The organism is Butyrivibrio sp. (assembly GCF_024699075.1).
This window is the reverse complement of sequence record NZ_JAILQF010000045.1, coordinates 1-15,225: the sequence shown is the minus strand read 5'-3', so window position 1 is coordinate 15,225 and position 15,225 is coordinate 1. Positions and strand designations below refer to the sequence as shown.

The 15,225-nt window shown below is 38.8% G+C and carries 14 protein-coding genes and 1 riboswitch; of the genes, 3 read left to right on the top strand and 11 right to left on the bottom strand.

From position 1 onward, the window contains the following. Both K6G87_RS01495 and lepA read right to left on the bottom strand, forming a co-directional pair. Positions 1 to 1,278, bottom strand: a 1,278-nt coding sequence (locus K6G87_RS01495; RefSeq protein ID WP_296832926.1) for a coproporphyrinogen-III oxidase family protein, incomplete at its 3' end; no start/stop codon positions are given. Position 1,279: 1 nt separating this feature from the next. Beyond that, positions 1,280 to 3,097, bottom strand: a complete 1,818-nt coding sequence (gene lepA, locus K6G87_RS01490) for a translation elongation factor 4 (protein ID WP_296832924.1) — start codon at positions 3,095 to 3,097, stop codon at positions 1,280 to 1,282. Positions 3,098 to 3,524: 427 nt separating this feature from the next. Between lepA and rpsT the strand changes: the two genes are divergently transcribed. The 3 genes from rpsT (at position 3,525) to K6G87_RS01475 (ending at position 5,874) form a co-directional block, all read left to right on the top strand. After that, positions 3,525 to 3,788, top strand: coding sequence for a 30S ribosomal protein S20 (gene rpsT / locus K6G87_RS01485; RefSeq protein WP_296832922.1), 264 nt, complete (start codon positions 3,525 to 3,527; stop codon positions 3,786 to 3,788). A 193-nt stretch (positions 3,789 to 3,981) separates the two neighbouring features. Further along, positions 3,982 to 4,026: riboswitch (PreQ1 riboswitch) on the top strand. 301 nt (positions 4,027 to 4,327) lie between these two features. Continuing rightward, the gene (locus tag K6G87_RS01480; RefSeq protein WP_296832908.1) at positions 4,328 to 5,302 is read left to right on the top strand and encodes a nucleoside hydrolase; all 975 of its coding nucleotides are present in this window, start codon (positions 4,328 to 4,330) and stop codon (positions 5,300 to 5,302) included. Continuing rightward, positions 5,302 to 5,874 carry an ECF transporter S component gene (locus tag K6G87_RS01475; protein WP_296832905.1) on the top strand — a complete coding sequence of 191 codons (573 nt, stop codon included), beginning with the start codon at positions 5,302 to 5,304 and terminating at the stop codon, positions 5,872 to 5,874. The genes K6G87_RS01480 and K6G87_RS01475 overlap by 1 nt, the downstream gene beginning before the upstream one ends. A gap of 95 nt (positions 5,875 to 5,969) precedes the next feature. Here the strand turns inward: K6G87_RS01475 and K6G87_RS01470 are convergent, their stop codons facing one another. The 9 genes from K6G87_RS01470 to K6G87_RS01430 form a co-directional block, all read right to left on the bottom strand. Next, positions 5,970 to 6,227 (bottom strand): hypothetical protein, encoded by a 258-nt coding sequence (locus tag K6G87_RS01470; RefSeq protein WP_296832902.1) that lies wholly within the window; start codon positions 6,225 to 6,227, stop codon positions 5,970 to 5,972. Positions 6,228 to 6,403: 176 nt separating this feature from the next. Beyond that, positions 6,404 to 7,687, bottom strand: coding sequence for a CapA family protein (locus tag K6G87_RS01465; protein ID WP_296832899.1), 1,284 nt, complete (start codon positions 7,685 to 7,687; stop codon positions 6,404 to 6,406). A gap of 226 nt (positions 7,688 to 7,913) precedes the next feature. Next, on the bottom strand, positions 7,914 to 8,099 hold the full coding sequence (locus tag K6G87_RS01460; RefSeq protein ID WP_296832897.1) for a hypothetical protein: 186 nt from the start codon (positions 8,097 to 8,099) through the stop codon (positions 7,914 to 7,916). Between the two features lie 23 nt (positions 8,100 to 8,122). Then, positions 8,123 to 9,769, bottom strand: coding sequence for a hypothetical protein (locus K6G87_RS01455; RefSeq protein ID WP_296832894.1), 1,647 nt, complete (start codon positions 9,767 to 9,769; stop codon positions 8,123 to 8,125). Positions 9,770 to 9,782: 13 nt separating this feature from the next. Continuing rightward, positions 9,783 to 10,589 carry a hypothetical protein gene (locus K6G87_RS01450; protein WP_296832891.1) on the bottom strand — a complete coding sequence of 269 codons (807 nt, stop codon included), beginning with the start codon at positions 10,587 to 10,589 and terminating at the stop codon, positions 9,783 to 9,785. A 17-nt stretch (positions 10,590 to 10,606) separates the two neighbouring features. Next, on the bottom strand, positions 10,607 to 11,299 hold the full coding sequence (locus tag K6G87_RS01445) for a hypothetical protein (protein ID WP_296832889.1): 693 nt from the start codon (positions 11,297 to 11,299) through the stop codon (positions 10,607 to 10,609). Positions 11,300 to 11,315: 16 nt separating this feature from the next. Then, positions 11,316 to 12,686 carry an SPFH domain-containing protein gene (locus K6G87_RS01440; protein ID WP_296832886.1) on the bottom strand — a complete coding sequence of 457 codons (1,371 nt, stop codon included), beginning with the start codon at positions 12,684 to 12,686 and terminating at the stop codon, positions 11,316 to 11,318. Positions 12,687 to 12,923: 237 nt separating this feature from the next. Then, complete coding sequence (locus K6G87_RS01435) at positions 12,924 to 13,874, bottom strand: TIGR03943 family putative permease subunit (protein ID WP_296832883.1); 951 nt, start codon at positions 13,872 to 13,874, stop codon at positions 12,924 to 12,926. A 54-nt stretch (positions 13,875 to 13,928) separates the two neighbouring features. After that, positions 13,929 to 15,119 (bottom strand): CobW family GTP-binding protein, encoded by a 1,191-nt coding sequence (locus K6G87_RS01430; protein WP_296832880.1) that lies wholly within the window; start codon positions 15,117 to 15,119, stop codon positions 13,929 to 13,931. Positions 15,120 to 15,225: the final 106 nt, after the last annotated feature.

Here is a 15,225-nt window from a genome sequence, read left to right as displayed (position 1 = left end):
TTCATTTTTATGTATATCAAAATCATACCAGTAGTTACAGTACTCATTTATATCATCTGTATTTGTAGATCTGACATCGTCTATCATCCCTGCTGCGCCGATTCCAAGGCCAAGATATTCTGCTCTCTTCCAGTAGGCTTTATTATGATAACATTCATAATCGCCATCATTTCTTGCATAATTGGAAACTTCATATCTGTGATAGCCATTTTTATTTAGAATATCTATAGTATCTTCATACATCTGACGTTCGTCAGCTTCTGAAGGAAGAGGCTTGATATCTATATTTACAATGGCTGAATCATTATCAACATCAGAATAATTACTTATTTCTACATTTATATTATCTGCAGCTAAATTATCAGTTTTTATATTAGTATCTATATTCGTATTTATATTCGTATCTATATTCGTATCTATATTCGTATCTATATTTGTATCTATATCCGTCTTATTGACAACACCCTCTTTTACCAGCTCATCTTCTATGTCATAGAGGTCTCTGTCTATAACATCCTTGTACTTGTCATAAAAGGGCGTACCCTCTTCTATGATAAGGCTGTATGCAGATATATGCTCTGGTCTGAGCGCTATTATCTTATTAAGAGAATCTCTGTAAGAATCAACTGTCTGTCCCGGAAGTGCGCTCATAAGATCAACATTTATATTGTCAAAACCGGCATCCCTTGCCGCATAAAATGTGTCATAGAAAGTCTTAGAATCGTGTATTCTTCCAAGTTCTTTAAGCTCCGAGTCATTAAGTGACTGACAGCCTATGCTGATTCTGTTGATTCCAGCCTCTTTGTAAATGGAAAGGCTCTTTGGTGTCACTGTTCCAGGATTCATCTCCATAGTGATCTCAGCATCCTGCGCAACATTATAAAACTCTCTCACAGTATCAAGAATCTTCCTGATCCAGTCAGGATCAATTGACGATGGAGTTCCACCTCCAAGGAAAATACTTCTGACAAGATAAGTAACTTTGTTATCAAAAGTATCATTATTCAAAGTATCATTATCCAAAGTTCCATTATTCTTTTTTTCATTATCCAAAGATTTATCGCTGGCACTGGTGCGGTCTTTTCCGCCAGTATAAATTCCGGCGCTTTGCCTTGCCTTATCGCAAAGCCATATGCCGGAACTTTTTATCTCATTAATAAGTGAATGAAGATATCTGTCCTTAACATCGCAAGGCGCAGAAAAAGACAGGAAGTCGCAATAATTGCACTTCCTGACACAAAAAGGTATATGAATATAAACAGAAATATTCCTTATCATATTATTTAGACTCATCAAGCTTAAGAACGTTGAGGAATGCACTCTGAGGTATCTCTACGCTACCAATCTGGCGCATCTTCTTTTTACCTTCCTTCTGCTTCTCGAGAAGTTTACGTTTACGTGATATATCACCACCATAGCACTTGGCAAGTACGTCTTTACGCATAGCTTTAACTGTTTCTCTTGCTATAACTTTGCCGCCAACAGCTGCCTGGATCGGAATTTCGAAAAGGTGTCTCGGGATCTCTTCCTTTAACTTTTCGCACATCTTGCGGCCTCTGTCATAAGCTCCGTCTTTATGAACGATGAAGCTTAATGCATCGACAGTTTCTTTGTTAATAAGTATATCAAGCTTAACAAGTGTAGAAGCTTCATAACCTTTGATCTCATAGTCAAAAGAAGCATAGCCTCTTGATCTTGACTTGAGCGCATCAAAGAAATCGTAGATGATCTCGTTAAGCGGAAGCTCATACTTAAGAATAGCTCTTGTCTGCTCTACATAATCAGTAGATATGTATCTTCCTCTTCTTTCCTGACACAGCTGCATGATAGGTCCTATGTAATCAGTTGTGACCATTATCTCGCCGTTAACTATAGGCTCTTCCATGTGATCTATCTCAGAAGGATCAGGAAGGTTTGAAGGGTTAGTAAGATCAAAGCATGTTCCATCTGTCTTATAAATCTTGTAGACAACGCTGGGTGCTGTTGTTACAAGGTCAAGGTCATATTCTCTTTCAAGTCTCTCCTGAATAACTTCAAGGTGCAAAAGTCCAAGAAATCCGCATCTAAAGCCAAATCCAAGAGCCTGTGATGTCTCAGGTTCATAGAACAAAGATGCATCGTTGAGCTGAAGCTTCTCAAGAGCATCTCTAAGCTCAGGATATCTTGCAGAATCAGCTGGATATATTCCGCAATAAACCATAGGCATAACCTGTTTATATCCAGGAAGTGCCTCTGTACATGGCTTATCTGCTGAAGTTACAGTATCACCTACACGTGTATCCTGAATATTCTTAATTGATGCTGTAAAATATCCTACCATTCCGGCTGAAAGCTCTTCGCAGGGAATAAACTGTCCTGGTCCAAAATATCCTACTTCTACTACTTCTTCCTGGGCACCTGTCTGCATGAATTTAACCTTCATGCCTTTTTTCAAAGTACCATCTTTAATTCTTACAAATACGATAACGCCTCTATAAGGATCGTAGATTGAATCAAATATAAGTGACTTAAGAGGTGCAGTAGGATCTCCTGAAGGAGCAGGTATCTTACGAACTACTGCTTCAAGAACGTCGTCTATTCCTATGCCGTTTTTGGCAGAGATCAAAGGAGCATCCTGGGCTTCTATTCCTATGATGTCCTCAACTTCATCCTTAACTTCCTGGGGCTGTGCGCTTGGAAGGTCAATCTTGTTGATTACAGGAAATACATCCAGATTGTGATCAAGAGCCAGATATACATTGGCAAGAGTCTGTGCCTCTACGCCCTGAGTAGCATCTACTACAAGTACAGCACCGTCACAGGCAGCAAGTGATCTGCTGACCTCATATCCAAAGTCGACGTGACCTGGAGTATCTATCATGTTGAATATATACTCTTCTCCGTCATTAGCTTTATATACCATACGAACAGCCTGGCTCTTAATAGTGATACCACGTTCTCTTTCGATATCCATATTATCAAGAACCTGAGCGCTCATCTCTCTTTGAGTAAGTACTCCGGTCTTCTCTATAAGGCGATCCGCCAAAGTGGATTTACCATGGTCAATATGTGCCACGATACAGAAATTTCTAATTTTGCTTTGATCTATTGCAGACATTTAGTTCCTCATTTCAAATATGATGTATAATTCAAGGGCAAATTGTAAAATATGAAAACATATTTTGCCCCCTTTTTACCTTTATGTTGATATTAGAATTGCTTCGTTTCTTCGAAACTCTCGCAATTCTACGTCCATTCGGATTCCGTATATTTACTTCGTAAATTACTTCATCCTCATGTACGGCGGGTCTCAAGGTCAAAACGAAATTTATGCAAGCATAATTTCGTTTTGACTTTTCGACCCTATCAACATAATATATCATGGAAGTAGCAAAATTTCCATGCAAAATCCTTAATTTGCTTGACATTATGTTAAAATTCATCTAAACTATATCCCGTATGTGAGCATTCGCTGTCCGTGTCCGGTCTGAATGTTCATCTCAATTATTAAAACAACATTTGAATTATATTATTCGGAGGTAATTATGGCTAATATCAAATCCGCCAAAAAGAGAGTTCTCACAAGCGCAAAGCGTGCAGAGCGTAATCAGGCTGTTAAGTCTGCTGTAAAGACAGAGATCAAGAAGGTTAGAGCTGCTATCGAAGCTGGCAACAAGGAAGAGGCTGCTAAGGCTCTCGTTGCTGCTACATCTGCTATCGACAAGGCTGAGTCTAAGGGAGTATTCAAGAAGAACACAGCTTCTCGTAAAGTTTCTCGTCTTGCTCAGGCTGTAAACAAGATGAACTAATCAGCTTTTTATATTAAATATTTGAAGACTCTATCATCCCCTCTGATGATGGAGTCTTTTTTTATTCCATTTCAGGGTTTTCAATAATGTTTGCAGATAAGCTTCCATGATTCATTTCTCCACCTTCTTATTGACCTTTCTATCATATGATGTTATATTCTAACATGTTGCTGTTTAAAGTAATTCGCAACAAGTACAACTGGTTCGAGAACCTCCCAGTATAAAAAACTAGGCAAATTACATAGACTTTTACGGTATATATGTCATGAAGACCAGTAATGACATTTATATCTTATGGCATAAGGGGCAATAGATACTTTTGACCCTTAGATCATTTTATTTTCTATACGCAAATTTCCAGACCCAATATTCGGAAATTTGCTTTGTCTATAGTCTTTGTCTGTGATGGTTCGCAGATGAAGGCTTTTTTATTTTGTATTAAAAGGTAAAGTTCGAAATCAGAAAATATCCAAATGTGAATTGGCGTCGTAAGCTCCACCAAATTCAAAAACACTCGTCACTTGAGTATGAGGTTAATTATGTCAAAGAAAAAAGTAATAATCGACTGTGATCCAGGAATTGATGACAGCCTTGCTATAATGCTTGCGCTAAAGTCGCCTGAAATAGAAGTTATGGCAATCACAATTGTATGCGGAAACTCTCCTGTATCCATGGGCTTTTCCAATGCCAAGAAGGTATTAAAGTTCATGAACAGGCTTGATATTCCTATCTACATAGGTGAGCCTAGCCCTATAAAGAAAAAATATGTTAATGCACTTGATACTCATGGAGAAGACGGTCTTGGAGAAAGCTTTCTTCCTGAAGTTGATGGATTTGAAAATAGCATGGATGCTGTTTCTTATATGCAAGAAGCTTTGAAAAAAGAAAAGTGCTCCGTTATAGCTCTTGGGCCTATGACCAATCTTGCAAGGCTTATAGAACGAGACATTGATGCCTTTCTTTCAATAGACGAACTCGTAAGTATGGGCGGTTCTTTTAAAAGTCATGGCAACTGCTCTCCTGTTGCCGAGTACAACTACTGGTGCGATCCCGATGCTGCAGCACTTGTATATAAGACTGTCTATGACAACCATAGCCTTATTCATATGGTGGGGCTTGATGTTACAAGGAAGATCGTACTTACTCCAACTCTCTTAGAGTATATGAACCGCTTAAATCCTGAAGTTGGAGATTTTGTAAAAAGAATCACAAAGTTCTACTTCGACTTTCACTGGGAATGGGAACACATTATAGGATGCGTTATCAACGATCCTCTGGCTGTTGCTTATTATCTGGACCGTGAAGTTTGCTCTGGCTTTAGCTCTTTTGTCCAAATTGAAACTCTTGGAATATCAGAGGGACAGTCGGTAGTAGACAGTATGAATTTCTATAAAAAAGAAGCTAATGCCAAAGTCCTTAACGAAGCAGATTGCGAAAGATTCTGGACTATGTTCATATCAAGATTAACCGGCACAAGTCCGGACAAATTAGACATTTTGAAGGAGATAATATAATGAAAAACAAGATCAATGCTTACAAAATATGTATAATCGCACTTGCTGTTGTGATCAACTATATTGGTGGTCAGATAGCTCTTATGCTTAAACTTCCAATCTATCTGGACAGTATGGGAACCTTTATTACTGCTGCCCTCCTTGGTCCTATATGGGGCATGCTCCCAAATCTTTTAAGTGGTCTGATACTTGGCCTGACCATTGATGTATACTCACTTTACTATGCTCCTGTTGGAATACTGCTTGGTTTTATAACAGGTCTTGTATGTCGCAAGGGTATGCCTAAAAAGTTCATGATCTTCCCTGCTGCAGTTATTATCACGCTTCCTACTTCCATTATCAGCGCGCTTATAACAGCTCATCTTTTTGGAGGAATCACTTCATCAGGATCTTCAATCATAGTTCAGCTTATGACTAAAGCAGGTATAGGTCTTACGATCAGCTGCTTCGTCGTTCAATTTATTACTGACTATATTGACAGGATCATCTGCATGTTCGTAGCTTCAAGAGTCATCAAGCTGCTGCCATCTGACATCAAAAAACAGGTAGTTACAAGATTCCAAAAAATATGATTTCTTGAACAAGAAAAATAAATCACGTATTGCGAAAAAAGGCGATGTACAAACTTCAAATTTGTACATCGCCATAATTATCTAATAATAATCCGTTATAATGTTCTTGCCCATGTGATTCCATATACAGATTCCATAAGCTTACGAATCTCATTCATCATAACATCGCAAGCTGAGTGCTCATCACCAAAATGCATAAGACCAATCTTCTGTTTCTTATCTTTAAAGAATACATCCCATCCATCAGATACCTGTTCAATACAGATACGGTTCTTGTGCTCTCCGCCTATCTTATAGAGCTTCTTAGGTACAAGATGCTCATTAAAAAATTCTTTCAGATCATTTGTTGTCATATGCAGCTCCCTTCTGCGATCCTGAAACGTCGCAACCAATAATATGTATATCCAAATAAAGTAAATTTTCGGTAAAGTTTTTAATTACTTTTTGATGTAGTTTTTATTACTACATATAATATACCATGATACCGCTTGCGTGTCCAGTAGACATCAAATTTTTTAGTCTTTACTAGCTATGAAGCGGGACTTATATATCCATCTTCATCAACTTCAATATCAATAGATATCGACTCCATATAGGAATATATACGTTCTTTTTCCTCAGGAGTATCTGCCATAGTAGTAACCCATCCGGACTGGGTTCCGGGAATCATCTGTATCTCAACACACTGCACATCTGTCCCAAGTCCTGATATCTCAACTTCTAAAAGCATAGTATCCAGTGTCTTCTCATTGAACCAGTAATTACCAAGCGAATAAGCTATAAGAGATCCGTTATAGTATTCCATTCCCTGAAGGCAATGAGAATGCGCTCCTATTACAACATCTGCGCCTGCATCTATATATTCTCTTGCAGATGAGGTCTGAGCAGTCTCAAGTGTTGTGGAGTATTCCGTGCCCCAATGAGGAAGTGCTATTACGAAATCGGCATTATAATCAGCCTCTTTAATAGCTTCTACGAATTTCTCAGTATCATAACAGCGCAGAATTCCGGGCGATGTATCTGTAGCCTGCGGCGTCATCTTATTCTTCTCAGCGCGTGATGCAGCAACATATGCTATTGTCACTTCTCCAAGCTTCATGTACACAGGGCTTGAAGCTTCTTCAAGATTTCTTCCCGCTCCAACATAAAGGATATTGTCGGCTTCAAGAGTTTCAAGTGTGTCCAAAAATGCTTCCTCACCGTAATCATAAACGTGATTATTGGCAAGTCCTACTATATCAACCCCAAGCTGATCTAATATAAATACATTTTGCGGATTAGCTCTGAAGGTATAGGCTTTTCCTGCCATAGGTGTTCCGCCATCAGAATAGGTGAATTCATTATTGATCCACATGATATCTGCTGCGTTCATCTCATTTATGTAATCTTCATCTATACAGTTATAGATGTTATCGCCGTTGTTGTGATAGTAGACCATATTGGACCAGGTATCATCAAAGTTGATATCTCCTGCAAAGCAAAGTGTATATGAGAAAAATCCGCCAGGATCTTCCTCTGTCTGCGGTAAGGCATCCGTCGAAACTGATGAATCTATACCTGAGTCTAAAGGACTATCCGCCTGCTCAGATTCTGCGACATCATTGATATCAGCATTAACTGTACCTTCAGCATTATCAGAAGATAAAGATATGGCACTATCGCCACTCGATTCTGAGCTATCAGCACTATCTGCGTCATCTATATTCTTTGCACCGTCAGAAGATGAAGATAAGGCATCATCACTATTTGTTCCTGCACAGGCTGTTACAGATATTGAAATCGTAAATAGACATGCAAGTAATTTCTTTTTCATAAATTCCCCTCATTTATCATATGACAAATATAATTCCAATATAAAAATTATACCAAACTCACTCTATTTATAGCAAAAATCATAATCCATTAAATCTATAATAATTTTAGATTTGCAAAGCCTCATACGATCAAAGTCACGAGGATGCACTGCGGTATTTTCAAACAAATCTAACAAAAAAGCAGGCCCACCAACATGGTGGTACCCGCCTTATTATCGCTAAACTTTATCTTCCTATCGGTGGATGAAGATCCCATTCCGGGAAGCAGCTTGCAAAGCCTTTGAGATTATTAGACAGAACAACGTTCTCCATCTTTTCAATATCTGCATCAGCTGCTCCAAACATAGCTTCAAGATCATCAAAGTCACTGTTTAATTCATTGTTCAGTTCATTATTCATATTTATATCCATGATAACAATAATCTCCCTTCAGATTAAGCTGTAAATATATCAACAGGTTTGTTCTCAAAGTCTGCGGCAATGATCTTGGCCTTGTTCCACTGAGCACAGGCATTCTCGATCCTTGCTTTACCAGCTGCAAGCTGCTCATCATATTTAGCATTGATAGCAAGTAGTTTTTGCTTTTGAACATTGTTTTCCTTAAATCCCTTGAGAATTACATATAATCCGGCAACTGCTACGATAGCCAGTACAGGAGTCTTTACAAGTGCCAGCACTGCGCCAAAGAGTACCAATATGATACCAAGTCCAATCTCTGCTTTAGGCATAATTGAATTAGCTGCCTTAAGGTCAGTCTCACGTCTTGTATTTATTTCATTTGTATACTCAGCACAAAGCCTGGGTGTATCTTCGCCGGTTGCAGTTGTTCCTTCCCATCCGTCTACCTTTACAGTAACTGTTTCAGGGAATTCAGCTTTCTTTTCAGTGATATATGTGTTGTATCCGTTCTTGATATAATCTGTAAGATATGCAACAGCTGTCTTCTTCATGGAAGGCATTACAGGCTTATCTGAGATAACTGTTTTGGTAAGCTGCTGGACAAGATTGAGCATCTGCTCTTTTTTGATACGCTCTTCGAGCTCTGTTTGCTCTCTTGCTCTTTGTTCATTACCATCATAATACTTTACAAGTTCATAATAGTGCTCTTCTTTTCTCAGCTTGTCTTCTTTATTGTCATATCTTCCGATAAGTCCAATAAGACGCTTATCAATAGCAGACTTAAGTGAATCTGAGTCAACAGGAGTATTTTGTATACTATTAAAATTGTCTACGATAGATTCTGCAGAACTGATCCTTCTAATGTAAGCATCAATTCTCTCATATTCTTCAACACTTTGTTTAAGCTCAGGAAAATCATCGCTTGTATCATGAGAAAATCCAAGACAGTACTCTGACCAAAGCTTTGACTGCTCCTCATCTATATTGCTAGTAGTACCGCGTACTTCTCTCATCCACTTGTTAATATAGTCATCACATATATGCTTTTCATCTTCACCGAATATACCATTAGCATAAGCATCGATATACATAAGAGTATCTTCTGAAAAGTTTGATGCATCCTGGTGGGCAAAATAAACTGAAAGCCACTCATAACATGTTGACTGTTTCTGATTTCTTCTGCAGATAAGTGCCATGGTAAGGGCTGTCTTGGTCTCATTTCTCTTAACAGCTTCTTTGATCGCTCTTTCTGCAAGATCTCTGTCATTGCCAATCCATGCAGCTACTGCTACAAGACAAGGTGCGAGCCAGTACTCAGGAGTTGAAAGCATAAGTTCTTCTGAAACTCTTGAGATAGTATCTTTTTTGACAAGTGCAAGATCTGTGGCCTGGAGTACGCCAAGCATTGTATCTCTTACTACAGAATAGTTACTGAATTTCTGCTCAAGCTCCTGACGGACTCTGACAAGTTCATTAGTTGCTCTGTTAAGTGCATTGGATTTGGTCTGATCGATCCTGAAGGCTTCGAACTCTATTCTCAAAGCTTTGAGCTCTTGACTTGTTTCTGCGATCTTTCCGCCCATCTCTTCAACTGAGTCTTTCAGCTTTGAAGTGATGACATCTATATTGTGGATCGTATTTTGAGCATCATAATCAATTCCGATTGTTGTAGTATTACTCATGGGTCTCTCCTCCTTAAACGCCTGAATCTACTTTGAATTTGTTATACTTACTGTGATATACCCCAATGAATTTACCTTTAAATTCATTATCAGGCATAGCATCAAGTACCTCCCCGATAGGTACTATATAATTATCCAGAAAATATTTTGATTTTGACTGCAAAAAGAATGAGTTGTTCACATAAGGTGAATCCGGATTGGTATCAATAGATTTAAGCAGTGCAAAACATGTTTTTGGTATACCGCAATATCCTGCAAGCTCTTTGTACATATCTTTAAGATTATCTGTCAAATAATTGGACGATGTTCTTCTTGCGATAAAATATGGGCAAATGGAATCAAATAAGTCACAAAGCTCTTTTTTATCTTCTTCAGCCTGCATATTTTTGGCAAAAAATTCTATTATTTTTTCTTCAAATGAAGACAGCCTTCTTGCAGATGACTTTATCAGTATCTTCATATCCTGAAGCTCTTCGTACTCAACAGCAACATCATCAACCTGACTGAAGAAAAGGCGAATACTGTCATCCCTCTTTTCTACATACTCATCATAAAATGCAATTATAAAAAGTGCCGGAACATTATCCATTGAAATATTGAGAACATCCATTGCATAATGCCTTGCTTCTTCATATTTACCTTCTACAAAGAAATTAACAGCATTCTTTCTTGCAAGAACAACTTTCCCGTTTGCATTGAGTGTAGCTCTGCTGTAGAACTCTTCTCTGCCGCACTGATTACATGTCAGAAGACGCATCTTAGGATTGAATGTTACATTCGTACTGCCACATCCCCGGCACTGTAATATTTCATTTTCCACCCTAAATAGCCTCCATTCTATGACATAACAGACAGTTTGCTGTTTCTTACTTTCCAGATATTATCTGCATTTTCAATCTGTGCTAATATTTCTTCTTTTGAAGTTCCATCTGCAAGCATACTCTCTAAAGTTGTAATAGCATTATAGAAATCTTCTTCTTCGTATCCTGAAACATTCTGCGCAAGATTATTGCTATAATCAACCTTTTGTTTAAGCTCAAGCACCTTTTTCTTTATATCAGCATCATTGCACATGCCAAGAAGCTGAGCCATCTTGACTGAGATACCTGCATATCTTGATGTCTTCTCATTTATCGCATTACCTGTTGCAACAACTCTGTCGGCATATCTTAAAAGACTGTACACGTATATCAGGTAAACAACCATAGCGATCACATTAAAAGCAGGTATAGCAATACTATAATCACCATCTTTAAGGTATACAAAAACAGAATTGAAGATCACACATACTACAGCATATATACCTGTAGCAAAGACAGGCAGCATCTCTATTTCTGTAGTGTTCCTGCTATGTCTTGAACTTATAAACAGATTAACCAATGCTCCAAGAACAAGTGCTATAAATCCAAAGGCAATGCCTCCCCAGTAATAGAAACCGACATCTGACTTATCTGTAAAAATCAGAATAGACAAAGTCCATAAAGCTGCAAATACAATAAGAACTATAGAGCAAATTTTATTAGCTTTCATATGTATCTCCCTTACTTCAAGTTAATGGTGTTCCGCACTCAAGACAGAACTTAGAACCCGGAACTATTTCTTTGCCACAATTAGGGCACACATTAGCGCCAAGCTTATGACCGCAATTAAGGCAGAACTTGGCTCCCGGAATAATTGGTTCTCCACAGTTTGGACATACTCCAGCTGATGGCTGCTCCATCTTCTGACCGCAGCTAAGACAAAACTTGGCATTTGCAGGATTACTACTGCCGCAGCTTGGACATTTTACCTGGTCCTGTCCTCCTACCTGAGATTGTGGCTGCATATTAACTGTTCCCATAGAACCTTGAGCTATACTATTCATGCCCTGGTTCATGACATTGCCAACTCCAAATCCCATTCCAATTCCCATTCCAGCACCCATAACAGAGCCTGCAGTGCCTTCATTGGAAGCAGCTGCTCCCATAACACCAAAAGCCTGTTCCTGCTGATATGTATAGCCTTCGCGCTGACGCTTTCTCATAATAGCTTCGGATTCAATATCCATCTTGCTGGCATTACCCTGTGCTTCAAGCTGTTTCTGCTTTCTTAAGATCTTCATTTCATTTACAAGACGCAGATCTTCATCAGGGGCATTAATACTGTGAAATGAGAAGTTATCAAGAGTCAGACCAAACTCATCAAAATGAGGTACAAGCTCTTTATATATTTTGTCAGAGAAATCTCTTAGATATGCACTGATTTTAAGAATACCTATATTCTCACGAATAATGGCATTAGCAAGAAGATCAGGAACATACTCAAGAATCTTGGCACGCATGAATCTGATAAGCTCATCACGTGTATAGTCAGCCTGAGTTCCTACTACCTTTCGTATAAATTTATTAGCATTGATAACAGAGACCGTTGTATCTTCATGCTCAAGATGAACGCCAAACATACCCTGCGCTCTTACATGAATATTGACTTCTTCTTCGGGATCTACGACATTTATAGGCTGCTGAGTTCCCCATCCCAGCTCATTCATATAAGTTGTATTAATAAAATATACTGTAGAATGAAATGCAGACTCGCCTCCTGTTAATGCATGGGTCATATTCCTGAAAGGCGCAAACCTGCTATCACCTGTATCAAGCTTGATCTTGCATGGCCCCTCGAATACAGCTACCTGTGATTTTCCATCAAGGCTGGAATCTGTCGAGCTTCCAGCGTTAACATTGTTGACAAAAAAAGCCATCTGAGATGGCGCAACTATAAGATAAGAGCCATTAGGAAAATCCTCATACTGATGCTTGTGAACAATAATTGAAGCCTCATGTTCAGAAGCAGGTTCCCATTTAATGACTTCTGTAGAGAAAGCACCGAGTATTCCTCCGCCTTGCTTCTCTTTTCCATTATTACCGGCAAATAAAGCCATTTTTCTCCCTCGCTTTCACTTCTTCATGCTATATATTATAAGTAGCAAAGCCATAGACTTTGTACCATACCGATATATTTTACACCTCTAAACTTTCTAATTCTACTATATTATGAAATATTTGTTAACTTTTTATAAAAAATAAATCCAGGCAATACGCAATTTGCCCGGATTTATTTACACATATACCATTAAAATATTAACTAAATTATAAGTAAACTTAAAATATCACTTATCTTAATCTGACATGATTGGCTGAGTGAAGTCTACAACGGGATGTGCAGGCTCTGTTGTAGGAACTACAGATACAGCCCTTAAAACAGGTCCTTCTCCGTTGTATTCCTTAACAAACTCTCTGTCAACTTCAGCTGTTATCTCTACCCAGTCCTTCTCATTAAGCTCACCCGTTTTGTCATAATAGCAAGAGAAGCCAAGGAACTGCATATCCTGTGCACAGCAGTTCATAGATAGACGCCCAGGAACAAATTTTCCTTCCGGAAGGTCCTTTGGCTTAGCTACAAGAGCCTTAAATCTAACCTTCTTGCCCGCATAACGATCTGTATGCTCAAGTGCATCAAGATAGAACATTCCATAACCATAATTGTTAAGATCTATAGGATCTGCTTTAAGATCAAATGGAAGATCCTCATCAAGAGTTACATCTACCTCTCCGTTTCTGTCTTCAAATATGATCTCTGCCTGCTGATTTACAGCCTTAACATTTCTCTTGAAGCCAGGGAGCTTCTCATTGAAGCCGTCGCATCTGTTAAAGAGGATCATGTCACTCTTTCTGATCTGCTCTACGAGCATAGACTTCATATTAGTATAGTACATTTCGAATGTTGCACAGTTGATCATAGTGATCTGCTGCTCAATATTCCAGTTTTTAGGAAGGTGGATGTTTCTTGGATCCCACATTCCGTTGAACTCTATAAGAACTCTTTCAGGATTGTACTTGTTCTCAAAGCTCTGAAGCTTGGCAACAGTAAAGTCTGATTCATCCTCTACTACTACTTTGACAGAATTAGTTGACTTAAGGAGCTTTTCCTCATAGTCATTCTCGCCCTCTTCGCATACTACGATAAGTGTAAGTCCGTTACTGCGAAAATAAGGCTGCGCAATTGTATAACGGAAGAAATCAGTCTTGCCGCTATCCAAAAATCCATTAATTATATAAACGGGTTTCATTGTTACTTTCCCTTTCAATCCAAACACGCGATCTACCTCGCTCTAAACAAATTATTAATCTCTTCTGCGGAAAAGATTCTCAAGAGCATCTTCCTTAAGACCTGAACCGATAACTACGATCTTACCTGTAACATCAGCATGACCTTCACGGATCTGTGTCTCATCAGGAACATAATCGAACTCGATCCATTTTCCTTCAGAATCTTCAACCATACCTTTAGAACGAAGAATTACGCCATACTTTTCATCATCTTCAAGCTTAGAAAGCATTGTCTCAATGTCAGCCTTTGAATACTTAACAGGAGTCTCAAGAGCCCAGCTCTGGAATACCTCGTCAGCATCATGTCCGCCATGGTGATGGTGGTGATGATGGTGGTGAGAATCGCTATGGTGAACGATAACACCTTCTTCATCAGGTTCCTCGTCATGATCATGGTGGTGATGGTGATGATGCTCGTGCTCATCCTCGTCCTCATCATCGTGGTGATGGTGGTGATGCTCGTGCTCATCCTCGTCCTCATCATGGTGATGGTGGTGGTGATGCTCGTGCTCATCCTCATCTTCATCATCATGGTGATGCTCATGCTCATCTTCGTCTTCATCACGGTGCTTCATCATCTCTTCAAGAAGCTCTTTCTCAAGATCATGATTACCTTCAAATGTATCAAGGATCTCCTTACCATCAAGCTCAGCAAGAGGAGTTGTGATAATAGTAGCCTTCTTATTAAGAGTACGGATAAGTTCTACAACTTCTTCGATCTTGGCATCATCAGACTTATCTGTACGTGTAAGGATGATAGTACCAGCGCTTTCAATCTGATTAGAGAAGAACTCACCAAAGTTCTTGATATAAACCTTAGCCTTAGTAACATCTACTACTGTTACTGCGCTGTTAAGCATCATATCAGGGAACTTATTAGTTACATTCTTGATAGCTTCAGCAACTTCTGAAAGCTTACCAACACCTGATGGCTCAATGATGATACGCTCAGGTGCGTATTTATTCATAATCTCTGTAAGGTTGGTATCGAAATCTCCAACAAGTGAACAGCAGATACAACCTGCATTCATCTCGCGGATCTCAATTCCGGCCTGCTGAAGGAATCCTCCATCAACACCAACTTCACCAAATTCATTCTCTATAAGAACTGTCTTGGTTCCTGAAAGAGCCTCTGCAAGAAGCTTCTTGATAAGAGTTGTCTTTCCTGCGCCAAGAAAGCCTGAGATAATATCTACTTTTGTCATAATATAAACAACCTTCTTTCTGACTAATAATTTACATTTTTACATTTAATTGCAAATCCTTTGCAACAACACCAATTTTATTCCTCATGTTAGCCATAGTCAATAA